20 protein-coding genes are annotated in these 26,103 nt (G+C 62.3%); 3 read left to right on the top strand and 17 right to left on the bottom strand.

The features are described from left to right. Positions 1-90 precede the first annotated feature (90 nt). Positions 91-837, top strand: a complete 747-nt coding sequence (locus AWB64_RS15170) for a hypothetical protein (RefSeq protein WP_060856250.1) — start codon at positions 91-93, stop codon at positions 835-837. On the opposite strand, the gene AWB64_RS15175 is transcribed toward AWB64_RS15170, so the two are convergent. From AWB64_RS15175 to AWB64_RS15220, 10 genes are all read right to left on the bottom strand, one after another. After that, positions 834-1,973 carry a diguanylate cyclase gene (locus AWB64_RS15175; RefSeq protein ID WP_082850496.1) on the bottom strand — a complete coding sequence of 380 codons (1,140 nt, stop codon included), beginning with the start codon at positions 1,971-1,973 and terminating at the stop codon, positions 834-836. The two genes, AWB64_RS15170 and AWB64_RS15175, sit on opposite strands and share 4 nt — an antisense overlap. 58 nt (positions 1,974-2,031) lie before the next feature. Continuing rightward, entirely contained in the window at positions 2,032-3,054 is a 1,023-nt protein-coding gene (locus tag AWB64_RS15180) for a chemotaxis response regulator protein-glutamate methylesterase (RefSeq protein ID WP_060856251.1), read from the bottom strand. A 38-nt stretch (positions 3,055-3,092) separates the two neighbouring features. After that, entirely contained in the window at positions 3,093-5,426 is a 2,334-nt protein-coding gene (locus AWB64_RS15185; protein WP_060856252.1) for a hybrid sensor histidine kinase/response regulator, read from the bottom strand. Next, on the bottom strand, positions 5,423-6,202 hold the full coding sequence (locus tag AWB64_RS15190; RefSeq protein ID WP_060856253.1) for a chemotaxis protein CheW: 780 nt from the start codon (positions 6,200-6,202) through the stop codon (positions 5,423-5,425). Before AWB64_RS15190 ends, AWB64_RS15185 begins: the two co-directional genes overlap by 4 nt. After that, complete coding sequence (locus tag AWB64_RS15195) at positions 6,195-7,709, bottom strand: CheR family methyltransferase (protein WP_063493220.1); 1,515 nt, start codon at positions 7,707-7,709, stop codon at positions 6,195-6,197. Before AWB64_RS15195 ends, AWB64_RS15190 begins: the two co-directional genes overlap by 8 nt. Continuing rightward, a complete protein-coding gene (locus tag AWB64_RS15200) occupies positions 7,706-8,173 on the bottom strand; it encodes a chemotaxis protein CheW (protein ID WP_060856254.1) in 468 nt (155 codons plus the stop codon). The genes AWB64_RS15195 and AWB64_RS15200 overlap by 4 nt, the downstream gene beginning before the upstream one ends. Before the next feature lie 15 nt (positions 8,174-8,188). Further along, positions 8,189-9,814, bottom strand: coding sequence for a methyl-accepting chemotaxis protein (locus tag AWB64_RS15205; RefSeq protein WP_060856349.1), 1,626 nt, complete (start codon positions 9,812-9,814; stop codon positions 8,189-8,191). A gap of 555 nt (positions 9,815-10,369) precedes the next feature. Continuing rightward, the gene (locus AWB64_RS15210) at positions 10,370-11,638 is read right to left on the bottom strand and encodes a type II toxin-antitoxin system HipA family toxin (RefSeq protein ID WP_060856255.1); all 1,269 of its coding nucleotides are present in this window, start codon (positions 11,636-11,638) and stop codon (positions 10,370-10,372) included. Further along, positions 11,635-11,907, bottom strand: a complete 273-nt coding sequence (locus AWB64_RS15215; protein ID WP_060856256.1) for a helix-turn-helix transcriptional regulator — start codon at positions 11,905-11,907, stop codon at positions 11,635-11,637. The genes AWB64_RS15210 and AWB64_RS15215 overlap by 4 nt, the downstream gene beginning before the upstream one ends. A gap of 176 nt (positions 11,908-12,083) precedes the next feature. Continuing rightward, a complete protein-coding gene (locus AWB64_RS15220; RefSeq protein ID WP_060856257.1) occupies positions 12,084-14,471 on the bottom strand; it encodes an AsmA family protein in 2,388 nt (795 codons plus the stop codon). Positions 14,472-14,570: 99 nt separating this feature from the next. Between AWB64_RS15220 and AWB64_RS15225 the strand changes: the two genes are divergently transcribed. Beyond that, complete coding sequence (locus AWB64_RS15225) at positions 14,571-15,251, top strand: ABC transporter ATP-binding protein (protein ID WP_060856258.1); 681 nt, start codon at positions 14,571-14,573, stop codon at positions 15,249-15,251. Next, positions 15,248-16,057, top strand: a complete 810-nt coding sequence (locus tag AWB64_RS15230; RefSeq protein WP_060856259.1) for an ABC transporter permease — start codon at positions 15,248-15,250, stop codon at positions 16,055-16,057. Before AWB64_RS15225 ends, AWB64_RS15230 begins: the two co-directional genes overlap by 4 nt. A 13-nt stretch (positions 16,058-16,070) precedes the next feature. Here AWB64_RS15230 and AWB64_RS15235 read toward each other — a convergent pair whose 3' ends face one another. The 7 genes from AWB64_RS15235 to ku form a co-directional block, all read right to left on the bottom strand. Continuing rightward, positions 16,071-18,011, bottom strand: coding sequence for a hybrid sensor histidine kinase/response regulator (locus AWB64_RS15235; protein ID WP_060856260.1), 1,941 nt, complete (start codon positions 18,009-18,011; stop codon positions 16,071-16,073). 66 nt (positions 18,012-18,077) lie between these two features. Beyond that, on the bottom strand, positions 18,078-18,542 hold the full coding sequence (locus AWB64_RS15240; RefSeq protein WP_060856261.1) for a response regulator: 465 nt from the start codon (positions 18,540-18,542) through the stop codon (positions 18,078-18,080). 59 nt (positions 18,543-18,601) lie between these two features. After that, the gene (locus tag AWB64_RS15245) at positions 18,602-21,037 is read right to left on the bottom strand and encodes an ATP-binding protein (protein WP_244164072.1); all 2,436 of its coding nucleotides are present in this window, start codon (positions 21,035-21,037) and stop codon (positions 18,602-18,604) included. Next, on the bottom strand, positions 21,034-21,633 hold the full coding sequence (locus AWB64_RS15250) for a biliverdin-producing heme oxygenase (protein ID WP_060856263.1): 600 nt from the start codon (positions 21,631-21,633) through the stop codon (positions 21,034-21,036). The genes AWB64_RS15245 and AWB64_RS15250 overlap by 4 nt, the downstream gene beginning before the upstream one ends. Positions 21,634-21,962: 329 nt before the next feature. Continuing rightward, complete coding sequence (locus tag AWB64_RS15255) at positions 21,963-22,271, bottom strand: hypothetical protein (RefSeq protein WP_060856264.1); 309 nt, start codon at positions 22,269-22,271, stop codon at positions 21,963-21,965. Between the two features lie 41 nt (positions 22,272-22,312). After that, complete coding sequence (gene ligD, locus AWB64_RS15260; protein WP_060856265.1) at positions 22,313-25,141, bottom strand: DNA ligase D; 2,829 nt, start codon at positions 25,139-25,141, stop codon at positions 22,313-22,315. 28 nt (positions 25,142-25,169) lie between these two features. Then, entirely contained in the window at positions 25,170-26,093 is a 924-nt protein-coding gene (ku, locus tag AWB64_RS15265; RefSeq protein WP_060856266.1) for a non-homologous end joining protein Ku, read from the bottom strand. Positions 26,094-26,103: the final 10 nt, after the last annotated feature.

The following is a 26,103-nucleotide window of genomic DNA, read 5'->3' on the forward strand; positions in this document are numbered from 1 at the left end:
CGAAACCATTCACTATTCAGATAAATCGTGTTATTTCGAACGCGCATTTGCCATAGGCTGACGATCTTTCGTGCAATCTGAGGAAATGCCATGTCTCGACCACCCATTCGCGATGTCTTCCGGCTTGCCCGTTTGGGACTGGATAAAGTCGCGCTGGCATGCGCTGCCTTCAGCTTGATGCATGCAAGCGCTCGTGCCGCAGAAGCGCCAGCGGCGGAAGCTGTGAGCATCGATCAATGGGCTGCGCAATCGAGCGATCAGGTCGCGCGGCGTTCCATTAATGACGATGCGTGGGTAAATCTGTCGGCAGCCCATGTCGCGCAAGACGATGCATGGAGCGCGCCGCCCGCGCCACTGCGCGTAGCAACGCCGCCGCGCGAGACATTGCCTGTCGCCAACGAGGCAATTCAGCAAATACGACCGCCGCAACACGCAAGCGCGCTGGTAATGGACGGCTCGGACTGGAATGAAACGCCGCGCGGCCGCTCGCCCGGATTGATTGCGGGCAACAACGCGTGGCGCAACCGCATCGCGCCCGAGACAGCACGAACCATCGAACGCAACCCGGCCGAACAGAACCGGAGCGGCGAGCCGGCAACAGCATCCAAATATGAAGGTGTCTTGCAGCCTGATCCGTGGAGCGTGTCCGCAGCCCCTTCCGTGGGAGCCGACAGCACAGCAGATTGGCAGAACCTCAAAGTCGCGTCCACGACGCAGCAGCGGACATGCAGCCGTGACTGGAGTATTTTCTCCGGCGCGGGTTGCCTGGATTCGAGAAAGGCGCCAGACCCTGCGAAAGACCAGGGAACAGGCAACGCGAATCCACGGCCGCTCTAAGCTGATCCGCCGGCTTCGACCCGGTTGCGGCCATCGCGTTTCGCACGGTACAGCGCCAGATCCGCCGCTTCGATCAGTTGTTTCACGTTCTCTCCCGGTTGCGGCACCTGCGTCACGCCGCCCACGCTGATGGTCACGCATTTGGCCAGCGACCCGGTATGCGGCACGGCGAGCGCCTCCACGGCCATGCGGATTTTCTCGCCGAGAACACGCAACCCGGTCGCCAACGTAGACGGCAACACCACCGCGAACTCCTCGCCACCGAAGCGCGCCGCCAGATCTGCAGGGCGGTTGAGGCACGACTCAATGGCGCGCGCAACGAGCTTGAGCACGTCGTCGCCGGCAACGTGGCCGTAGGTATCGTTGTAGGACTTGAAGTTATCCACGTCGATCATCAGGAAACCGAGTGACGACTTGTCGCGTGCGGCGCGCTTCCATTCGGCGCTCATGTAGTCGTCAAGACAGCGCCGGTTCGACAAACCCGTAAGCCCGTCGGAATTCGTCAGGCGTTGCAGCTCCAGATTCGTTTCCAGCAGCTTTTGCTGTGACTGGCGCAACGCCCGATACGCGTCGTCGCGCTGCAGGAGATTCAGGTATGAGCGCGAGTGGTATCGAATCCTCGCGATCAGTTCAATGCTGTCCGGCAGCTTCACCAGATAGTCGTTGGCGCCCGCGGCGAACGCGGCGCTCTTGATCCGCGGCTCATCCTTGGTGGACAGCACGATGATCGGAATATCGCGCGTTGCCTCATGCCCGCGATACTGCCGCACCAGCGTCAGGCCGTCCACGCCGGGCATCACCAGGTCCTGCAGGATCACGGTCGGCCGCGTGGCCTGCGCGACGCGCAATGCGTCCTCGGGATTCGCGCAGTAATGGAAGTCGAGCCTTGGTTGATCGACGAGCATTCGGCGCACGGCTTCCGCAACGATTGTCTGGTCATCGACAAGCAGCACCATGACCGAACTCTCCGCGGCGCTCGGCGTGTTCAACGCTTCGGCGACCAGATCCGTGAGCGAGTCGGCGGCGAGCGTGGCGGAAGCCGAAGTGTCCCCGGCCGCATCTTTCGGGGCGGCCTGCCCGCTTTCCGACTCACGTCGGGCGCGCTCTGCCAGCGGATCTGCGTTTCGATGTTCCATGACTGTCCTGTGTGATCCTGAATACTCGATCAGTGTTCAAGCGCATTTTGGCGAAAGTTCAAATGCCTCGCCTGCGCGACGATGCGAACGCACCGACCACGGCGTTCGCGATGTTCTGAAGCGGCAGGATGGAAACGGCCGCATTGATCGCGGCAGCCGCTTTCGGCATGCCATATACGGCGCACGTCGCCTCGTCCTGCGCGATCGTGTGATATCCGTTCGCACGCATGGCGGCCAGGCCTGCGGCGCCGTCCCGGCCCATGCCGGTCAGGAGCACGCCGACCGCGTTGCCGTTCCAGCGCGCGACCACGCTGTTGAAAAACACATCGATGGAAGGCCGGTATGGCGTCGACATCGGGTCTTCCGTGTAGGCGAGCCGGTTACCGGCGCCAAAATGCAGGTGGTCGTTGGTTGCCGCCAGCAGCACTTTGCCCGGCTCCGGGCGGTCGCCCTCGCGCGCCACGCGCACCGGCAATCTGGACTGCGCGTTCAGCCAGTCGGCCATGCCGACGGCAAACGCCTGATCCACATGCTGCACGATGACCGTCGCCGGTGTGAAATCGGCAGGCAGCGCGGCGAGCAGCACGGCAAGTGCACCGGGTCCGCCTGCCGACGCGCCAATCGCGAGCAAGGCGGTGCCGGATGTTATACGCGGCGCGGCGTCCAGTGGATTCGCTGCCGCTTTCGCGCGCTGCTGCGCCCCGATCTGATCGATCTTGGCGATCAGCGCGGCGATTCCGCGCTTCGCGTCGGGACCCGCGAGCGCGGGTGTATCGACAGCATCGAGCGCACCCGCCCCCATTGCCTCGTACACGCGCCACGCGTTTGCACCTACATCCACGGTCACGATCAGGATCGCGCACGGCGCCTGGCGCATGATGCGCCGCGTGGCTTCCGTGCCGTCCATGTGCGGCATCACGAGATCCATCAGGACGACATCGGGCTTCTGCGCCGTGCAGTAGTCCACGGCCTGCTCACCGTCGGTCGCGACCCAGACCACTTCGAAATCATCCCGCGTCGCCAGCGCCGAGCGCATGGCTTCCACTGCAAGCGGCATGTCGTTCACAATTCCGATCTTCATTGCGCGCCCCTTCTGTCTCTCGTTTTACGGGTGGGTGATCACGGCTGCGCCTCGCCGATCAGGTCGCGCACGGCATCAAGCAGGGTTTGATCGTGGAAACTGCCTTTGGCCAGATAGTAATCCGCGCCCGCATCCAGCCCGCGCTGACGGTCTTCCGCGCGGTCCTTGTACGACACGATCATGACCGGCGTGTCGCGCAGTTGCGGATCGCGCCGGATCAGCGCCACCAGTTCAATACCGTCCAGCCGCGGCATGTCGATGTCCGTGATCACCAGATCGAAACGATCGCTGCGCACCGCGTTCCAGCCGTCCATGCCATCGACTGCAATGGTCACGTCGTAACCGCGGCTCGCGAGCAGCTTGCGTTCGAGTTCACGCACGGTCAGCGAGTCGTCGACCACCAGCACGCGCTTTTTCGGCACGGCGGCCGCCTGGGCCGTACCTTGCGAAACGCGGCCGAGTTCACCATCGACAACCAGCTTTTCCACGGCGCGCAGCCAATCATCGAGATCGGCGATCAGGAGCGGATCGCCGTTTTCCATCAACGCGCCCGCCGCTATGTTGGGGACCTTGCCCAGGCGTTTGTCGAGCGGCTGCACGACCAGCATGCGCTCGCCGAGGAACCGGTCGACCACCACGCCGTAGGTCGCCGCGCCCTGCCCGATCACGACCACATTGAGCGCGTTGCCGGCGGCATTGAACGTGCCGGCGCGCAGGATCTGGTGCGCCGTGACAATGCCGAGCCGCCGCCCTTCGAACTCGAAATGCTGATGGCCTTCGAGCAGTTCGATTGATGCACGCGGCAACACGAGCGTGCGCACGACATGCGCGAGCGGCAGGCCGTAAGGCTCGCCATCGATTTCCACGATCAGGCTGCGGATTACCGACAACGTCAGCGGCAGTTGCATCAGGAAACGCGTGCCGGCCAGCGCTTCCTGCGTGACGCGCAAGCTGCCGCGCACCTGGCGCACGACGTCGTGCACCGCGTCGAGACCGACGCCGCGGCCGGAAACGTCGGTGACCGTATCGCGCATGGAAAAGCCGGGAAGAAACAGGAATTCGAGCAATTCGGCTTCCGACAGACGCGCGGCCGTCGTTTCGCTGGACAGGCGTTTTTGCACGATCGCCCGGCGCAGCGCGGCCAGATCGACGCCGCCGCCGTCATCGCTCACGCTGATGAAAAGCGATCCCGCGCTGTGGCGCGCCTCGAGCGTGATCGTGCCCTCGGGCGGCTTGCCGAGCGCCTGGCGGATCGACGGCGCCTCAATGCCGTGATCCACGGCGTTGCGCAACAAATGGCCGAGCGGCGCTTCGAGCATGTCGAGGATGTCGCGGTCCACTTCCGTGGTTTCGCCCGCGATCACGAGACGCACCTGTTTATCGAGCGAGCGGGCGACGTCGCGGACCATGCGCGCAAAACCGCCGGTGGCGTCGACGAAAGGACGCATCCGGCATTCGAGCGCTTCGTCGTAAAGCTGCTGCGAGAGATGCGTCGCACGGCGGTCGTAGTTTTCGAGTTCGACCAGGCGCTCGCCCAACTGTCGCTGCGCTTCGGCATTGAGGCGGCGGATTTCATCGAGCGCGGCGAGCGTGCGCACGTCGAGCGCGGCAGTCGGCGTCATGCCGGATTCGGGATTCGAACTCCGCGATGATTCCGTCAGCGATTCATGCAGGAAATCGAGCGCCCGGCTGGCGTCGCGCTGAATGCGCTTCACGCGCAGCATGGATTGCGCGAACGGCTTGAGCCAGCGCGATTCCACCAGCGATTCGCCCGAATGGCTGAGCAGGCGGTCAAGGGTATCCGTACGCACGCGCAGCATGCGGGTCGATTCACGTTGTTCGGCAGGCGACCAGGCTGGCAGCGGGCGCTCGGGTTCGGGCCCGCGTGGCATGTCCTCGGAAACCGGCGCGGCAAGCGTCAATTCCTTCGATAGACCAAAAAACGCGTCGGTAACCGGCGTCTCGGACGAAGGCCTGTCGACCTCAAACGCGTCGCCGTTCATCCGCCCGTTCAGTTCATCGACGAACGTATCCACCTCCGCTTGCGGCACGGTTTCGTCGCCGGAAGCCTGGCCAATCCGCACGATCAGGTCGACGCCCGCCAGCAGCACGTCGATCATGGCGGCGTCCACGTTCACGCGCCCCTGCTGCGCGCCGACGAAGCAATCCTCCATGACGTGCGCGAGGCTTACGCCGACCGGTATGCCAACAATCCGCGCCGCGCCCTTCAGCGAATGCGCGGCGCGCATGCAGGCTTCGAGCGTGACCGGATCGCGGGGCGCGCGTTCGAGCGCGAGCAGGCCGTCGCTCAGGATCTGCGCCTGCGTGCGTGCTTCCTCGCGAAACAGGTCGACGAGCGAGGCGCCGCTCATGTCAGGCTCCGGTTCAGGGTTTCGAACAGCTTGGCGGCGTCGAGCAAACCGACCGTCACGCCCTTGCACGCCGTGACCGCGATCGCATGCGAGGCGGACATGCTCGCGATGGTCGCGGGGACTTCCTGGAAATCGGCGCGCGCGAATCGATGCACACCATCGACGGCATCGACCGGAAACACGGTCGGGTTCGCAAGCTCGCCGCGCTGGATGCCATCGGCTGCGGGTTCGACCACGAGCAGGCGTGCGAGATCGCGGGCATCGACGGCCTGTTGCGAGCCTTCCCGCCGTCCGTCCTGAGCGAATTCCGACTCGATCCCGAAAAGCCGCGCGAGCGAGGCGCACACGAGCAGCGCCCCGCGGATGTTCACCACCCCAAGCACGGCCCGATGCCGCCGGTGCGGCAGCGAGTGGATCGGCCTCAGTTGCGCGACCTGCTGGAAGATGGCCGTGGGCAGCCCGAGCCATTCTTCGCCGATACGAAACACGAGCCACGACGTGGTATCGGCTTCCCGCGCGGTTCGACTGGTGAAGGGTTGCGTGGTCAGCGAATGCGGCGGCTGATTTTCGATCTCCCTATCCACGGTTCGCTCGCGGTCGAGCACGCGCGCCGCCGCGGCATCGTGCACGGGACAATTGCGGCAATGGACATGGCCCGGCAGGCGCGAACACGAGCCGTCACCTCGCACGCCAATGCGGTTCCAGCAATCGTCAATGGGCGCGGCTCCAGCGGTCTCGCGAAGTGCATCCGGGACCGGAGCATGGACATCACGCATCGCGTCCTCCCAATGCCCGTCCTGCGCGCGCCAGCAGCAACTGGGCGCCCGCGCGATCGCCCTCCAGCCCCAGTACGGCAGCCAGATGCGTCAACGCTTCGGCATGCCCGGGATCGAGATACAGCGCGCGTTTGTAGTGGCCGCGCGCCTCGGTCTGCGCGCCTTGTGCATCGGCGAGCACGCCCAGCAGGTAATACGCGTCCGCGCTCGACGGATTGGCCTTGAGATACGTTTGCGCGACAGCCGACGCTTCGGACAAGGAGCCGCCATCGGCCAGGGCGTGCGCCTGCTCCAGCGTGCCGTGTTTTTGCTGCATCAGTGTTGACGCTTGCAACGCTCGCGGCGGTTGCGTCCTCGAAGCGGGAACTAACACCGGACGCGTCGCGCCGGGCTGGGATCTGCCCAGTCCGCTTGATTCGCTCAGCAGCGCGCCCGCCCGCAACGTGAAGGTGTTCGCCGCGGCGAGATTCAAGCTTGCGGAGGCGTGTCGTGGCGCGCCGTATTGCGCCTGGAATTCCATTTCACGTTCCGCCTTCGCAATGGCGCCGTACAGCGCCAGCGTCCCCGTGTCCTGCAGGCCAGGGCTTTGGGTGTTGTCGAACGGTGTGCGGCCTTTCTCCGGCCGCCGGAACGCAAACGCAAGCGCGAGTTTCGCCGACGCCATTCCTTCGCGCATCATCAAGCCGGTTTCCGCCGGTCCGACAAAGAGCGTTCCGCCGGGCGCGAGCAGCCCATCCAGCACAGTCACCGCGTTGCGTTGCGTCTCGCGGTCGAAGTAGATCAGCACATTGCGGCAAAACACGAAGTCGAACGGTTCGAGCGTCTTCGCATCGAGCGTGAGCAGGTTCGCCTGGCGAAAGCGCACGCGCTCCGCGACGTCGGGCGAAAGCCGCCAAAGATCTCCCGATGCCTTGAAGTGGCGGTCGCGAAATCCAAGCGCGCGGCTGCGGAACGCATTGCTGCCGTAGCTTGCCGCGCGCGCGAAATCGAGCGCGTGGCCGCTGATGTCGATGGCGTCGATAGTAAAGCGCTCCGGCGCAATGCCCGCGTCGAGAAGCGCCATGGCAATGGTATACGCCTCCTCGCCCGTCGAGCACGGCATGCTCAGGATGCGCACCGGCTTGAACGGCTGCTCAGCAAGTCGCGTGCGCACGAGCGTGACGAGCGCGTTGAATGCTTCGCCATCGCGGAAAAACCACGTCTCCGGCACGACCACCGACTCAATCAACGCCTGCATCTGCTGCGGTACGCCGTTCACGGCAACCCAGAAATCATCGATACCCAAGGCGTCGACGTTCGAAGCGTTGATCGCGCGCCACGCGGCGAACTGGTCCGCCACGGCGCGCTCGATCGCGTTTTCGCCAATGGACGCCGCATCCAGCCCGATGGTCCGATGCAGCAACGCCGCAAAGCGCGCGACCTGCTCGCGCGGCAACGGTTCGCGCGTGCTTTCGTGAAGCGCGTCGAGCGGCCGGCGGATTGGGCTGGGGATGAGGTCGTGTTTCATGCCGCGCTTTCGGTGAAGAGTTGCGCCTGTACGTGATCCGGCAGCAGATGTTCGACCCGGACCCACTGCACGAAACCTTGCGCGTCGCGCGCAAGCGGCCCGAGATACCGGGCTTGCGCCGCTTCCACACCTGAGTGGCTGAACGCGGTTGCATCGAGGGAAAGCGTGCGGATGGCGCGCTCAAGCATAATTGCAAGCCGCCGCTGCTCCACGCCCGCAGGCGTCTTGTGCGGGTAATACACCAGCGCAAGGCGTGTCGATAAACGTTCGAGCGAGCGGCGCCCGAGCGCAAGCGCCGCCAGGTCGATGACTGGCACCGGCGCACCCTCATGCTCGAAAATGCCCGCCACCCAGGCCGGCACGCCCGGCATGGTTTTCAGTGGCACGAGCGGCAACATCCGTTCGATCTGCGAACTGTCGAGGACGTAGCGGTCGTGATCGAGCGTGAACTGGACGAAGAGCATGGCCGTTTCAGGTCTTCAGGTCGCCACTTTGAAACGCGATACACCCGTGCGCAGGCCGTTGGCGGTATGCGTGAGATCATCGATAGCTTGGGTCGACTGACGCAGCGACTCCGCTGTTTGCTGCGCGGCCTCGGACAATTGCGCGAGCGCCTGCGTGATCTGATCGGCGCCGCTCGCCTGCGTCTGCATGCCTTCGTTGACCATCACGAAACGCGGTGCGAGCGTCTGGACCTGCATGATGATCTGCGACAACTGACCGCCCACCTGCTGCACGTCGGTCATGCCGCGCCGCACTTCTTCCGAAAACTTGTCCATGCCCATCACGCCCGCGGCCACCGCCGACTGGATCTCCTTCACCATCTGTTCGATATCGAAAGTGGCGACCGCCGTCTGGTCCGCAAGCCGGCGAATCTCGGTCGCCACCACCGCGAAACCGCGCCCGTATTCGCCCGCCTTCTCCGCTTCGATAGCCGCGTTCAGCGACAGCAAGTTGGTCTGGTCGGCGACCTTCGTAATGGTGGCGACCACCTGATTGATGTTGCTCGCGCGTTCGTTGAGGATCGCGAGCTTGCCGTTCACCGAACCGGCCGCTTCCATCACGAGGCGCATGGTGTCTTCCATGCGCGTGAGGCCGATTTGCCCCGTGCCGGCGAGTTGCGCGGACTGCTCGGCCACGCCCGAGACTTCGTTCATGGTGCGCACGAGATCGCGGGAGGTCGCGAAGATTTCCCGCGACGTCGCGCCAATTTCAGTGGTTGTCGCTGCGGTCTCGCTTGCCGTGGCTTGCTGTTCCCGAGCGGTCGCGGCGATTTCCGCCACCGAGGTCGTCACCTGGAGCGCCGACTTCTGCGCCTGTCCGACCAGGCCGGTCAGTTCGTCGGTCATGCGGTTAAAACCTGCGCCGAGCGTGCTGAATTCATCGCCGCGATCGAGGTGCAGCCGTTGCGAAAGATCGCCGGTCCGCATTGCATCGACGACTTCGACCAGACGCTGCATTGGGATCGTGATGGCCTTGAGCAACAGGAAGCCCGCCCACGCCGCCACGAAAAATGTCACGAGCAACACGACGAGCAACGTGATTTCAGCTTTCGTGACCGAATGGCGAATGCTCTGTGCCGACTTGATCTGCTGCGCATTGTTCAGTTCCACCAGCTCGCGAACGGCCGTCCGTCCCGCCTCCCAGATCGGCGTGAGCTGTGTGTTGAAGGCTGTCGCAGCCGCGGCCTTCGATGCAGGCAAGTCCGCGAGGATTTGCGCCTGGATCGGTGCGTAGAGCGTGCGTTGCTGCTTGAAATCGTTGAAGAGACGCCGGTCGTCGTCATCGAAAATGGTCGCGGCGTACTTGTCCATCAGCTTGTCGAGCGACTCCTTGGTTTCTGCTGCACGCTGCGTGTCACGCTTGATCTGGTCGGGCTCGGCGTCGATGTATATCAGGCGCTGCGTCACCGTGTAGTTCTCGAACCAGGACGCGCGGATGGTCGTGGCGAGATATACGCCCGGTGAAAAATCGGCTTCCTGGCTCTGTGCGTCGCGATCGATGTCGCGGAACAACGCGTAGGACACCACGGCCATCACCAGCATCAACGCCAGGATCAAGCCAAAGCTCGCAAGTATTCGATTTCGAATGGTCAACTGCCTCACGCATGAACCTTTATGGTTGAGTCCGCGTCCGGACAAAGAAACGCCGGCGCAATTTTAAGACGGAAAACAAAACAACCTGCGAATTGATATGGAGATATTTGTTGGTTATCTGCCAATGCGGGTTTTGTTTATATCGAGCAAGCGTTCGAAGCGCGGACAAAACTTATACACAGAAATTGGGGAGCACTCTGTTGATAACGTGCTGATAAGCGGCGGCCCATATTGAAAACAAACGGTTTTCAGTCACCGCTTCAAAGTGTTCGAAAAAAGCATTCGGAGATCGGTGTCACGCCAGGTTGTACACACAAACTGTGGACGGCCCTGTGGACAACCCTGGGCCTATGTCCGCAACTCTTTGATTTTTTGCAGAAAAACGAGAGCGATTCGTTTTGATACACGAAGCGTGGGACAGATTCGCGAGTCGTGACCGCACGTGTCATACCCAAGAAATATTCATGGGCGTGGTGATTGGCGCAGCTCGGCACCTGACTTACTGAACGCAGCCTCAAAATAGGGGCGATTTAAAAACGCCGATCTCAAGCCAAGCGCTTGCGTTCAGTGAGCGCCGCCAGCCGGCCGTTTTGGCTTCGTGACCGGCAACGGACCTGTGCGGCGAACCTCGCCATGAATGCGCGCGAGCAGATCGTCTTGATACCGTTCGTCGGCGGTGAGCCGGTTGACGACCGTTTCAAATGCGGCGTCGATACGCAACAACACCGCCTGCGCCTCGGCACCCTTCAGACCAAGGCGCTCGCCGTACGCCACAAGTTGTGCGGGCACAGGAAACACTTTGGATTTATTCAGGTTCAATGCCATGCGGCCATCGAGTGACGGATAAATCCCTGTGCAGACGACGTCGTAAATTGGCGAAAGCCGGCGCGCTCCGGTCGGATTCTCATACACGATCCCGATGTTTTTCATATGGGCATCGCCGTCGCGAAGAAAGCACGACAACGCAACGCGTTCGAACAGCCGGATGGCCTGCGCGCGAAAATCAGCGCCGGTGTAAACCTCGACCGCCCTCGCGATCATTTCGTAGCTGCCGCAATATTTATCGTTGCCTGTCAGCACGCTCATATCTTCGAAACCAAGCGCGGCGCCATCCGGCGTGCGGTCGAAACGAGCCATGACAAACAGCAGGCCGTCGTCGGAGAGCCAGAAATCCGGCACTTCAAAGCCTGCTTCGAGCGCGACCGACATACAAAGAAACTCGTTGCGCGCGATGCCCGGAAAATCGTCGCCCTCCGATTTCACGATGACCGTCTTGAGGGGCAGTGCTGCATGCGAATCGATGGTGGCTGCTTCGGCGGATGCAACCCCGGAAGCCGGCAACAGCGGCACGACGGTCTTGGGCTGCACGCCCGAAATGCCGGAACCCAATGCGTACTTGCTCACCAGCCGCTCGAAGAGTTGACCCGACGGCGACGACAGCAATTCGTCCAGCCGCTCGCCCTCGCCTTCGGGCACCGATTCGCCGCGCAGCGCATACGTCAGGCGGCCAATCTGGTTCCGGCCGGCGAGAAACAGCAGGAACATATCGCTCGGCGTGCCAAACCTCGCCAGCCGTTCTTCGATGATGTAGCGCAGATAACCTTCCGGCCTGTTCATTGCGAATACGCTCATCAACGCACCGCTGCTGTAGCTCTTGCGGCGCACGGGCATGGTCAGCGACACGGCGGCGCTTGCCTCGACGTCGCCGTAGTTGAAAACGAAGGTGCTTTCTTTCGCCAGCAATCCCGCGATGCCTTGAGGCGTGTGTACATCGAGTTGACGAATTTTGTCGAAGAGGGTTTCGAGGTCGACCCCTGCGGGAGGCGTGCTCATTCCTCCTCCCGGAAGAAGAAGTCCAGGTCTTCGTAGACGACCGTGTCCTTGGGTCGCAAGGTCAGGTCGTAACCGAGCGCATTCGCCATCCTGCAGAACTCGTGAAGTCCGACGTTCTGCGCGGTTTCCGCATTGGTGATCGTGCGCCGCGACACGCCTGCGCGTTCAGCAAGCGTCTGCTGGCTCATGCGGTGCTCGCGACGAAGCGTACGTAGTTCGCCCGCGACTCGTTCACCATTTCCAATAGGGTTGGGATTTTTGCGCGTCATAATGCGCAATTATAGTCAGCATCTTTAATTTGAGCACTATATTGCTCAAATTAAATTTTTTGTAGATGTTTTCAGAAAACGGTTTTGCGCATAATTCTGCGCTTATGTCGATAAAATACAAGAAATGCGCATCTTGATGCGCATTTCTTGTTATAGCGGCTAGCTTCAGCCGACCTTCAGCTTCCTCGATACGCCGCCGCACTAGCTGGCGACGGCGCTGCCGGCTGGGCCTTCGCGCCCTTCGCGCCGGTGGATGCCGGAGCCGATGCCGCCGCCGGATTCGACACACCCGGTTCCATATATCCGGGCGCGCCCTTCGCTTTTTGTTTTTGCCCGGGCGGCGGCGCGGATGGCGCTTGCCGCATGTCCGTAAGCATTTGCGTACACGGCAACGGCTTGTTGTTACTCGGCGCGATCAACGGAATCAGTGCGGCGAATGGATTCAACAATCCGAGCCCAACCGCCGCTGCGCCACGCGCTGCCAGCGCACCCGCATCCACGCCCACATGCGGGTCCTTGAACGTTCCCTTCACATAAAGCGGCGAGCGCAGCGAAAACACCCGGAAGCCCTTCGTATGCGGATGAATGCCCAGATTCATCTCCTCGGTCTTGAGATTGATGGTGCCGTCCATGTTGATCACGGCGTCGTCGGTATCGAGGGCGAATACGCGCGATTCAAGCACGCCGTTGGTCGCCACGAAATCAGCCGCAGCGCAGTTGATTTTCACGTCACGCTTGCCGAAGAGTTTCTCGTACACCGCGTTCGCCACGTTCAGGCCAGCCGCCTCCATATAAAGCCGGCTGACGGTGCCATCGGTGATGAGCGTTTTCACCTCGCCATTCATCGTGCCGGCGAGCGCGGCAGGAGAATTGCCGGTCGCGGACAGCGCCGCGTCGCCATTCACTTCGCCCAAAGCCGATTGCATCGTCTTGACGGTCGGCAAGAGCTGCTTCAACTTCAGATGCCGCGCCGATGTCGAGAAACGGCCCTTGAGCGGCACGCCGCTGCCATCCAGATGAATGTCCGATGACAACGTTCCCCCCGCCACGCCGAACTTCAGCGGTTCGAATGACAACACGCCGTCCTTCATCACGACATGCGTGTAAAGATCCGAGATCGGCAGCGCTGGATCCTTGACGATCTTGCGGCCGGTGAACTTCACGTCGGCGTCAATGGCCTTCCAGCGGTCCGTCTTGAATTCTTCGGTCGGCAATGCTTTCGCGGAAGGCTGTTTCTCGGTTTCGCCGCGCTTGGCCTTGTTTGCGTTGGAATCGGCACCGATAATCGGCGCAAGATCCGAGAATTGAAGAAGGTTCGACACAAGCTCGCCCGAAAGCAACGGACGCGGCTTGCGCCCGACAAACGTCAGTGATCCGTTAAGATCGCTGCCGCCCACCCGGCCGGTGAAGTTTTCGTACTTGAAGACGTTGCCGTCCTCGCGGAACTGGCCGACCAGACGCCCTTCCGTGGCGTATGGCGGTGTGGTCGGCAAGGTTACGCCAACAATCGGATAGAGGTGATCGAGACTCACGCCTTGCAGCCAGAGGCGCAGGTCGAGCGCGGCCAGATGCGCCGGGTCCGTCACCGTGCCCACAAACGCAATATGCGTGTCGCCGATACGAACGTCCGCCTGCACCGGGAACGGGCGCATTGCGTCCTGCAAGGCCAGCACGCCGCCCACCTTGCCATCGCCGGATACCGCTACGTTGTTGTACTTCCCCTTGACCGACCAGCCAATGCCATACGGCGGCACCGGGGGCTTGGGCGCGTCCTTGGTCGTGATGCTCGTGTTGGCGGAAACGCTCGCGGGGTTCGGCGCGCTCGCGTTGGCGGCGGCTGCGGCGGACGCCGCCGAGGCCGCTGCCGCTTCCGATGCCGCGGCTTTATCGACTTGCTGGTTGAGCTTTTTCGCGCCGCTCTTGCCCACCTGCTCCGCGGACGATTTCTGCGATGCAGCTTCCTGCTGCTTCATCACGTCGCCAATAGGAATCATCTGGCCAAGCGTGTTTACGACCGCCTGCATGTCCGCTTTCGTGATTTCATCGGCGTAGGCGATATTGCCTTTATTCAGCGCGATATCGTGAAGCTGCAGATTCCACGTGGACGGTTCCGTGGATTGCTTGAACTTGAATGTCCAGTTATTGCGGTTGTCTTTCAGGCGTTCGAGATCAACCGACGGGTTCACCAGATTGATGGATGGAATAACGATATTGCGCGCGAGCAGCGGCAATATCTCGACCTGGAAATCGATTTCGTCCAGTGTCGCGAAGTATTTCTGTTTGGTCCAGTCCGGATTGGCGACCGTGATCTTTTCGGCGGAAAAACGGGGCCACGGAACCCATCGGCGCCAGCCGGTTTCATTGGGCGGGCGCTGCCAGCCGACCTTCAGATCGCCGGTGATCTGAAACTCCCGGCCAATGGCTTGCGAAACCTTGTCGTCAATCCACGGTCTCGCGCGATTCCAGTCGAAAGTCAGGAACACGATCACCAGAACGGCGATCAGCACGAGCAGAACCGCGACGGTCCAACCCACTATTTTTCCGATTTTCCGGCCAATTGCCATCGTGGCATCCTCATTTTTCTCTTGGATTAGGGGTCAGCACATCGCGTGCCCGGCGTGCTTTATGATTGCGCTCAAATAACAATCCGATCCGTCAACGCAATGCCCACACAAGCCGACACGCCGCCGCTGCGCGCCATTGCGCTCACACGCCGCGATCCCGCGCGCAACGTCCTCCTTCTGCACCCAACTACGTTTGCCCTTGCCGCGGGACAGCGCGCGGTCGTCACAGGACCATCGGGGTCAGGCAAGAGCGTGCTCCTGCGGGCGCTCGCGCTGCTCGATCCGGTCGATGACGGCGTGATCCAGTGGCGCGGACGGCCGGTCGCGCGCGGCGGCATTCCCTCGTACAGGCGGCGCGTGGCCTACATTGCACAGCGGCCCGCCATGCTCGACGGCAGCGTGGAAGACAACTTGCGTTACCCGTTCTCGCTGAAGGTGTATCGCGATGTGCGCTTCGATCGTGAGCGTGTGGTCGAACTCGCACGGCGCGCCGGCCGCGAAGCCGATTTCCTCGACAAAAGCGCGAGCGATTTATCGGGTGGCGAAGCGCAGATAGCCGCGCTGATCCGCGTGCTGCAAGTCGCCCCCGACATCCTGCTTCTCGACGAACCCACCGCGTCCCTTGATCCGGCCTCGGCGCTGGAAATAGAAGCGCTGGTCGACGCATGGTTCAACGATGGCCGCGGCGAACGCGCCAGCATCTGGGTATCGCATGATCCGGCCCAGGCTAAACGTGTGGGCGAACGCCACCTCGTCATGACCGCCGGGGTCTTGTCATGAGCGGCTACCAGACGCTGAGTCTTGCCGATATCGGGATCGCGGCGGCGCTGGTCCTCGTGAACGGCGTGTTGTCCGTGCTGCTGAAGCTCGACCTCGAACGCAAGCTCGCGTGGGCGGCGGCGAGAACCGTCGTGCAGTTGCTGGCCATTGGCTATGTGCTTGGTTGGGTTTTTCAGCACGCGCGCTGGTACGTCGTGCTCCCGTTGATGGCATTGATGACATTGATCGCGGGGCTGTCGGCGTCGAACCGTGGACGGCGCACGTACGCCGGGCAGCGCGCGGACAGCATTGTGTCGATCTGGGTGAGTTCGTGGCTCGTGGCGGCGGTGGGATTGTTCGTCGTGATCCGAATTCATCCGTGGTACGAACCTCAGTACGCCATTCCTATTCTCGGGATGATCCTCGGCAATACGCTGACGGGCGTGTCGCTCGGCATCGAACGGATGACGGAAGAACTGACGGCGGGACGCGGCGTCGTGGAAATGTCGCTCGCACTTGGCGCGACGCGCTGGGAAGCGGCCCAGGGTCCGGCGCGGCAGGCGGTGCGCGCGGGCATGATTCCAACGTTGAACCAGATGACCGTGGTCGGACTTGTGAGTTTGCCGGGGATGATGACGGGCCAGGTTCTCGCCGGGCAATCGCCGCTGCAGGCGGTGCGCTATCAAATCGTGATCATGTTCTTCATCGCGGCCGCGTCGGCGCTCGGCACGGTGGGCGCGGTGCTGATGACTTACCGGCGGCTGTTTTCGGCGGAACACCGCTTCATGGCGTCGAAGCTGGCCGAGAGAAAAACCAGCCGCAGATGAGCGGCCAGCCGCTTCATGCGGCGCCCGGCCGCCGCGCGAACGTATGGATCAGCGACTCGAGCCGCGCAAAATTCACCGGCTTCGTGAGGTGATCGAGAAAACCTGCTTCGTGGCATCGACGGATATCTTCGTCCATGCCGTAACCGGTGATCGCAACGGATGGCTTGCCAGGCTGCAATCCCGCCCATGCGCGCGCGACGTCGAGGCCGCTGCCGTCAGGCAGGCCGATGTCGCTGACAAGCAGGTCGAACGTATCCGATGCCGCCACCGACAACGCTTGTGCAACGGTCGTGGCAACGGTGACCTGATGACCGAGCACTTCCAGAACCTGCGCCATGGCCGACGACGTATATTCGTTGTCCTCGACCAGCAAGACCTTCAGCGAGCGCACGATTTCATCGGGATCCTGAGCCGCGCTCGGCGACGCCTCGTCCTGCGCGCCGGATTTGACCAGCGGCAGCGTCAGCGTGAAACGCGCGCCCTTGTCGCGTCCGTCGCTCTGAGCGGTCAGCGTGCCGCCGTGCTTCAAAGCCAGCGTGCTCGCGATGGCAAGTCCCAGTCCCAATCCGCCGAACGCGCGGGTAATGGAATCGTCGGCTTGCTCGAAGGCCGAAAAGATGCGCGGCAATGCCTCGGCGCTGATGCCGATCCCGCTGTCGGTCACGGAAATGGCAATGGTCGATGCATCCGGATTCCACATCCGCACCGCAATACGCCCGCCCGCCGGCGTGAACTTCACCGCGTTCTTCATCAGGTTCCAGACGATCTGCTGCAGGCGCGCGGCATCGCCGAAAACCAGCGTCGAGCTTGCGCCGAGGGTGGTTTCCAGCGTCAGTCCCTTGCCGCGCAAATCCGACTCGGACATGTCGAGCGCGCTCGACATCAGCGTCTCGAGCACCACGTTCGCAAAATTCAGCGACAGCTTGCCGCGCGCGATGCTGGTCAGATCAAGCAGATCGTCGATCAGGCGCGCCTCCAGCTCCACGTTGCGCCGGATCAATTCGAGCGTGGGCTGGGCTTCGGCCGGCAGCGTGTGGCGCATTTCGAGCAGCCGGACGGCGGCCACGATAGGCGTCAAGGGCGTGCGCAATTCGTGCGACAACACCGCAAGGAAGTGGTCCTTCGCCCGATTCGCTGTTTCCGCCTGTTCTTTCGCGACACGCAAGGCGTCGGCGGCCATGTGTTCTTCGGTGACGTCGCGAATGATCTTCGAATAGCCGATCAGGTCGCCATTTTCCGCACGGATGGCAGTGGTCACGCCCGATGCGAAAAACGAGCGGCCGTCGTTGCGCCACAACCAGCGGTCGTCGCTTGCGCTGCCCTCGGCTTGTGCCGTCGCCAGTTCGGCGCCAAATATATCGGCCTCGCGATCTTCCGGGCCGTAGAACACTTCGGCGGACCGGCCAACCACGTCATGCGCCGAAAACCCCAGAATGCGCTCCGATGCCGCGTTCCACGTCCGTATTCTGCCCTCCTGGTCGAGCGTGATGACGGCGTAGTCCTTCAATGCGTCGACCAGCAGCCGGAAATGCGTCTCCGTTTCGCGCAGCGCGCGTTCGACGGCAATGCGCTGCGCGCGCTCCGCGCTCTCCGTCATCGCGCGGCGCACGACCGCCGGCAAGCGCTGCAAACGTTGCTTGAGCACGTAATCCGTGGCGCCGCGCTTGAGCATATCGACGGCGTGTTCCTCGCCGAGCACGCCGGAGACAAAGATAAAGGGCGTATTCGGCACCCGTTCACGGGCGATCGCGAGCGCTTCCACGCCGGAAAACACCGGCATGACGAAATCGGCGAGGATGACATCGAAATCAGACGTCTCCAGCGCCGCGATGAAATCCTGTTCGGTATAGACAATCTGCACGTCGACCTTGTAGTCGGCACGCTCCAACTGAGTCAGGGTCAGTTCCGCGTCGAGCGCGTTGTCTTCTACGAGAAGCAGGTGTAAAGGCTGCATGGTCTATGTCTCAGGCGAACCGGCGCGCGCAGCAAGGCGCCGGACAGACGAAATAGCGCGTGTGGTTCATTCTGGAGCCGGTTGACGGCGCACCCGCATGGAACCGGGCGGCGGCTCGTTCAGCACGGCCCAGAACACCCCCAGATCCGCGATGGCTTCAACGAACTCGTTGAACTCGACCGGCTTCACCACATAGGCATTCACGCCGAGCGCGTAGCTGCGCACGAGATCCTGCTCTTCACGCGACGAAGTCAGCATGACAACAGGAATGGACTTCAGCGTCTCGCTCGTGCGAATGGTCTCGAGCACTTCCAGGCCATCGATCTTCGGCAGCTTCAGGTCGAGCAGGATGACCGCCGGATTGCCGGGGTTGCGCGTGCTCCAATCGCCTTCGCAGCGCAGGTAGTCGATCGCCTCCTGTCCGTCGCGCGCCACGATCACTTCATTGGCGAGCTGGCTTTTATCGAGTGCGACGAGCGTCAGTTCGAGATCGCTGGGATTGTCTTCCACAAGCAGGATGGGTTTCAGCATGGTCTGAATTGGACTGATTTTTTAAATAACGCGGGTCCGACGGGGCCGCCCAAACATGTTCACTTCGATGACGGCGCGGCTCCGGGCTTGCGCTCCTTGCCATCGGTATTCACGGAATCCGTCCTGAACACCTTGGGCAGCGAGAAATGAAATGCGGCCCCTTCGCCCTCACGGCCTTCGGCCCACGTCCGGCCGTCGTGCCGCTCGATGATCCGGCGCACATTGGCGAGCCCTATGCCGGTGCCGTCGAACTCTTCCGCGCGATGCAGCCGCTGGAACACCCCGAACAGCTTGTTCACATACTTCATGTTGAAACCGACGCCATTATCCCGCACGCTCAGGATGTATTCGTCGGCCGTCGAATTGACCGACAGTTCGATTTTCGCCGATTCTCGCGTGCGCGTGTATTTCACGGCGTTCGAAAACAGGTTGCGCAATGCGATCTGGAGGAACGCTGGGTCGCCGGTGACGCTCGGCAGCTCTGGAATGATCCATTCGACTTTCCGGTTGGCGGTTTCGGCACCGAACTCCTGCATGACGGATTGCACTAACTGGTTCAGGTCGACTTGCACCGGACGCAGCGCCGCACGGCCCATCTGCGAAAACGTCAGCAAGTCGTCCACCAGCACGCCCGCGAGCCGCGCCGAGTCCAGCATGTTGGTAAGAAAGCGCCGGCTGCGCTCGGAGAGCTTGTCGCCCTCGGTCTCACGCAGCAGATCGCCGTATCCCGCGATGTGACGCAGCGGCGCGCGCAAATCGTGCGACACCGAATATGAAAAGGCTTCGAGTTCCTTGTTCGCGCGGCGCAGTTCGTTTGCCAGTTCCGCCAGTTCCTCGGCGCGGCGCAGCACGATGTTGAGCATCGATGCACGGAATTCAGCCGCTATTTCAAGTTCCACCGGACGCCAGTGCAGCGACCGGTTGCGCACGATTTCGAGCCAGGGCGCGAAGTCCTTGCGCGGCGCCACGCTGCCATCCTGATTCGATACACGCTTGACCGGCTCGCCGGCCCACTTGATGGTGCGCGTGGCTTCCGGCCGGAACCAGATCACGTAATTGCGGAAAATCTGCGAGATGGGCACCGCCAGGATGCCGCTCGCGGTATCGATGTGAAGGGACGCGCGCGGCCACTCTTCCGGCAGCGAGTCGGTCGCATAGACGCCCGTGGTGCTTGATTCGAGCCATTGCGCCAACGCGAGCACGGTCTCGGCGTCGGGCGTTGCGCCCACGAGCGAAACCTGGCCGTCCGCGACGATCGCAGCACCGCGCGAACCGGCGAAGCACAACAATTCGTCGGGCGCCGATTCGAGGGCCACGCGGTAGTCGTCGTGATCCGAGAGCCTCGCTATAAGCCGTGACATCGTGGCGCGCAAGCTCAGCAAATAAGCGGCCTCGGCGCGTTCCTCCTTCGCCTCGATCTGCAGCGAAACGAGCTGCCCAAGATGCTCGACCGCCATGCGCACTTCGAACGGCACCAGTTGCGCGTCATGGTCGTGGCAGGAAATCAGGCCCCAGAGCTTGCCGCGCACGACCAGCGACACCGACATGGACGCAAACGTGCCCATGTTGCGCATGTATTCGAGATGGATCGGCGAAAAGCTGCGCAGCGACGTATAGGTCAGATCGAGTGGCCGTCCCGTGACGGGGCTGAGGGGCGGCACGATTCGGGCGGCGCGGGCGTCGACGTTCGCGACCAGCCGCGCGCGCTGCTTGACGTAAAGCGCGCGTGCCTGGCGCGGGATATCGGAGGCGGGAAAGGTCTGGTGCAGGAACGATGCGTAGCTGTCGTCCCTGTCTTCGGCCAATACGTGGCTGCGGCCTTCCTCGTCGAAATTGTAGAAAAGCACGCGGCCAAAACCTGTGATGCGCCTGACCTCGCGCACACTTAGCTCCGCCAGTTCGGCCACCGTTTCGACGTCCTGCATGCTGCGCGTGAAAGTGCGCACGAGCGGATAGATCGATGCAAACACATCCGCGTTCGGATGGCGCGCGACTTCCAGCTCGACAATCAGGTTGCCATCGTGCCGATGAACGGTGATATCGAATTCGGCTCCATCGGCGGGCGCAGCCGGGTCTGTCTCCGTCTTCGTCTGCGGCCGGTAAAGCACGTTCTCCGCCACGCCGATGTAAAGCGGCGTCCGGTCGAGCACCGCGGTCGCCTTCGCGTGCGCGATGCGCGCCGCAACATCAGCGCCAAGCAGCACATCGACCGGCTCGCCCAGCAACTGTTCAACCGGCCGGCCCGCGAGCACCGCAAGATTTTCGCTCGCCTGGAGGATCGTGAAGGTATCGGACAGGCACAGCAAATATCCATGAGGCTGGATACCGCCGGGAATGTGGATCGGCTCGGCGTCGCATTGCGCATTGGCCGCGCCCGAAGCCAGCGTGAGATGACGCGCCTTCGCGTCGGGCAAGGCCGAGGAATACGGGATCTCGCCATCCGCCATACGCGCTGTCACGCTCATACCTTGCGTAGGCTCTGATCCACTGCTCATGCCGTTGCCCCCGAATCTGCGCGAACCGCGCCCAGCCAGTCGTGCAAGCCCTCGAAAGTGGCAATGGCAGCCTCCGCTGCAGCGTCGTACTGGTCGCGTGGCACAGTGGCGCTCGCCGTCTCGCGAAATGCATTCCACATGCTGCCGGTCCGTGCGCCGTAGCCATCGAAATAAGCGTTGCCGAAGCCCGCTTCGAAATCGAACAGCTTTGCGACATGCGGTGCGATGAACCGCCCGCCAAGCGTCGAACCTTCCATGACATACATGGATCCGAACACGCGGCCCATGGTGTTCATCAGCGGCAGATGGCTAACCCTGGGCGCCTGTTGAGCATGCGTTGCATCACCGGTTAGAAACGCCAGATCCGCTTCTAGGAGCCGCGCTTTCCGGCGTGCTTCGAAAAACGGGCGCAAATGCGTCGGCATGGAGATCGCCACCGCTTCTTCCCACGGGGTGACATAACCGTAAAAGCCGTCCAGCAGCGCGACGTAGTCTTCACGAGACCACTCGGTGCGCATCAGGTCCAACTCATTCTCAAGCCGGGTATGACTTTCGGCGGTTGCGGTTTTCAGAAGGGACAGAAGATCGTATTGCATGGTCCGTTCATGGTTTTTCCATGGGTTCGCTGCACGGCGTGCAGCGCCTGGCTCAATGCCGCATTGCGACGCCGCGTGAGACACGCAGCACTGCAGCGGCCGCCTCGATGGAACTGAGAGGTTGATTTGCGTAAGCGCGGATATCGGCAAGGATTACCGGAACCCGGGCATCGGCCACGCTGAAAAGGTAGGAATAACTGCCGCGAACTCCCTTGAACGCCTTTACCAGCTTGGCTTACGCGCCGATCACACCGGTTTTCGATTCCGCGGGCCCATTCTACGCAAGAGGCGCTTTGTTGACCACGGGCAGCATTCCTGGCGATGACGAATCAGGGCTTGCGCGGGCTGTTCGTGTTCGCGTGCTCGTCCGTTTGCGTACGCTCCTGATAGTCAGCGCCGCCTCGCCGGTCCGTGTCTTCCAGCCCGCGCTCCAGGTCTTCATGCGCCTGTTCACCGACCCGGCGCGGCTCGCCGTCATCCTGCGAGGCCGGGCTTTCATCGGTCTCGTGCGGAAGAGGCGCGACAGTCCCGTCGTCGTGTTTCTGCTGGGCGGCGCGTTTGCTTTCCAGTTCGCGGCCATTTTTCGTGGGACCACTGCGCGTGGCGTCGTCGTGGGATGTCGTGCGTTGTTGCGTCATTGCTGCCTCCGCAGTTCAAGCGTGTGTTTCAAGCTCGCGGTTCACTTGATATCGAGCCGCTTTTTCATGGAAGCGGTGATGCGTTGCTTGGTCTTTGCGTAGTCGGCCCACGGGTCGGCCTCGAGTTCATCCAGACGCTCATGCAGGTTGCCGATATTCCATTGATCGCCGGCCGTGGTGGTCTCGAGTTCATCCCAGCCAATGGGCACCGATGCCCCCATCCCCGGCCGTGCGCGCAACGAGTATGCCGCGACGGTGCTGGAGCCGCGGTTGTTGCGCAAGTAGTCGACAAATATCTTGTCCTGGCGATTCTGCTTGCCCATCTTCGCCGAGAAATACTTCGGCAACGCGCTGGCCATATGTTGCGCGACCGCTTGCGAGAAACCTTTTATTTCGTCCCAACCGGCTTGCGCAGTGAGCGGCACGACCACGTGCAATCCCTTGCCGCCGCTCGTCTTGCAAAAGCACACGAGGCCGAGTTCTTTGAGCAGTTCGCGCGTGAGGCGCGCGGCTTCCTTCATCCGGTCCCAGCCGAGTCCTTCGCCGGGGTCAAGGTCGAACACCATGCGGTCCGGTTTTTCCAGCTTTGCCGCGAGCGCATTCCACGTATGCATCTCGATCGTGCCCATTTGCGCGGCGCCCACCAGCGCACCGACTGTTTCAATCGTGATGAGCGCGGGATGGCCAGGATCAATACCGGGATGCTGGGTAACATTCGGGATCGTGAGCTTTTCGCTGTGCTTCTGAAAGAACAGTTCTCCGCCGATATCCCCTGGCGCCCGCACCAGCGATACCGGCCGGTCCTTCAAATGCGGCAACATCCACGGCGCGACAGCTTCGTAGTAAAGAGCGAGGTCGAGCTTGCTCGTGCCCGTCGACGGGTCGAGTATGCGATCCGGATGACTGACCTTCACGCCGGCGACCATCTCGGTTCCGGCCGAACCGCGGGAGGTTTTTTTTGCGGGTGCTTTTTTCGCAGCGGCTTTCCTGGCGGCGGCACTGGTTTTGCTCGCAGACTTCGCCGCGGTTTTTTTCGCGGTTTTTTTCGTGGCCGCCGGGGCGGCTTCGTCTTCGTCGTTCAACACGACCTCCTCCGTCGATTTCGGCTCTTCCTTCACGATCTCCTTTGCGGGTTTATCGGTTCGCAGGCTGACGAACGATGCCTGCCGGACGATCCGCTCCGAAGTCCATTCAGCAAAGTTGCATTCGGCGACAAGCTCAGGTTTCACCCAATGCACCGGCGTGCGGCTGCGTTCTTTCGGCGCTGACGCGAACGGCATCTTCGCGGTCTCGCGCTTGTCCAGCGCCTTCTTGACATCACGCAGGGTGTTCGCGTCGAAACCGCTGCCCACGCGCCCGGCATAGTGCAGCTTGCCTTTCGCGTCATGAATGCCGAGCAGCAAGGCACCGAACTCGCCGCGGCTGCCTGTCGGCTCCGAATATCCGCCGATCACGAACTCCTGACGCCGCCTGCATTTCAGCTTGATCCAGCTACTGCTGCGGCCCGGCGTATAACCGCTGTCGCGACGCTTGCCGATAATGCCTTCCAGCGCCATGTCGCAAGCGCTTTTCAGCAGATCGTCGGCGCCGAATTCAAAGTCGGCGGAAAAGCGCAGCACGTCGTCATCCAGCGGTTCGAGCAGCGCTTGCAGGATGGCCCGGCGTTGCACGAGCGGCACGTGGCGCAGGTCGTAGCCGTTCAGGTAAGGGATATCGAAGAAATAGATGGCGATGTCTTGCGGACGATTCGTATCGAAGGCGTTCTGCAGTTTCTGGAAGTTCGGCAAGTCGTTGTCGTCAAGCACCACGGCTTCGCCGTCGAGCCACGCGTTCTGCACGTCCAGCGTGTCGAGCGCCTTGACCTGACGGCTGAATTTGTCGGTCCAGTCGTGGCCGTTGCGCGTGAAAAATCGCACCTTCTCCGCCTTCCCACCAGCCTCGCGGTCGATGCGAACCATGACCCGATATCCGTCGAACTTGATCTCGTAGGTCCAGTCGCCACTCGATGGCGGCGCGTCAACCAGCGTCGCGAGTTGCGGCTTCATGGTGGCCGGAAGCCTGGCCTTGACCGCGTCCTGGATGGCCGGGTTATCGGCGAGCGTTCGGAGCGACTCACCGCTCCTGTTCGCCACGATATCCGGCCTCGGCCGCTCGGGACTCTTGCCTTGATCCTTGACGGCCGGCCGTTTCGGCGATGGCGCGGCTTTCGTGGTCCTGGCGGCGTTCTTGCGCTCGGCGCGCTCGCGCACCTCACCGCTTTTCGTACGCGCGCCAAGCGAATCGCTCATCACGCTGCCGGGCTTCTTCACCAGTACGTCGTAGTCGGCTTCGCTGCGGGCTTCGTCGTCGCGCTCCTTGATGAGCAGCCACTGTTCCTTGTCGCTGTTGCCGCGCATGTGGCTGCGAACGAGCGTCCAGCCGCCCTGCAGCTTTTCGCCGTGAAGCACGAACTTGAGCTTGCCCTTTTCATAGGTGGCGCGCGCTTCGTCAATGCTCCCGCTTTGCGGCGCCCACGTCCCGCGATCCCACACGATCACGCTGCCGGCGCCATAATTGCCCTCGGGAATATCACCTTCGAACGAACCGTAATCGATCGGATGGTCTTCCACATGCACGGCAAGCCTTTTCACCGACGGATCCAGGCTCAGACCCTTCGGCACGGCCCAGGACTTGAGGGTGCCATCGAGTTCGAGCCGGAAGTCGTAGTGCAGGCGGCGCGCGTCGTGCTCCTGGATGACGAATGAAAGCGCGCTCGCCTGAGCCTTTTTCGATGCGCGTCTGGCCCTGGCCTTCTCGGCGGCGTCGCCGGAAGGCTCGGGCGTCTGATTGAAACGCCGCATGCGCTGATAGGTTTCGAGTTTTCCGGCCATCGGCGGGTCCGCTTGGGTGGTGCGTTCTTCAGGCGCGTTTGCGGCGCGTGGCCGTCTTGCGCGCGGGTTTCGCCGCGGCAGCCGGTTCCTCCGCATCCGATGCATCGTCGTCGCTGCCGGACGCTGTCGCCTTCGAGCCACGCTTGGCCGCGGGCTTGCCCTTCTTCAAGCTGCGCTTGAGCAACTCCGACAAATCCAGAATCTCCGCCGACGACTTGCGCGGCGTGCCGTCCTCGACCTCGGACACTTCCTCCGTCTTGCCTTCCTTCACCTTCTTCTCGACCAGCGCCATGATGTCTTCGCGAAACGTATCGTGGTAGTCGTGCGGGTTCCACGTATCGCTCATGTCGTCTATCAGCCGCTGCGCCATCTCCAGCTCTTTCGGCGTCACGCCGGCTTTCTTCGGGTCTTCGTCGGGCAGCTTGAACTGATCGAAATCGCGCACTTCGTCGGCCCAGCGCAAGGTGTTGAGCGCCAGCGCCGGACCGACCGGAATCAGCGCCGCCAGATGCTGCTTGTTATGCAGCACCACACTCGCGATACCGACTTTCCCCGACGCCTTCAACGCGTCGCGCAGGAGCGCATAGACCTTCTCGCCCTTGCGGTCGGGCGCGAGGTAATACGGCGTATCGAGGGAAAGAAACGAAATGTCGGGCGCCTCGACGAACGCGAGGATATCGACGGTTTGCGTCGATTCGGGATTGGCCGAGCGGATCTCTGCGTCGCTCATCACGACGTACTTCCCTTTCTCGTATTCAAAACCGCGCACGATATTCTCGCGCGTGACGTCCTTGCCCGTGTTCTTGTTGAACTGCTTGTAGCCGATGGGATCCATCGAGCGTTTATCGAGCAGGTTGAAGCCGACTTTCTCCGACTGTGTAGCCGGATAAAGCTGTACGGGGACGTGGACCAGCCCGAAGCTGATCGCGCCTTTCCAGATCATGTGTGGCATTGCGCTGTGA

This window comes from Caballeronia sordidicola (assembly GCF_001544455.2).
Classification (GTDB): Bacteria; Pseudomonadota; Gammaproteobacteria; order Burkholderiales; family Burkholderiaceae; genus Caballeronia; species Caballeronia sordidicola.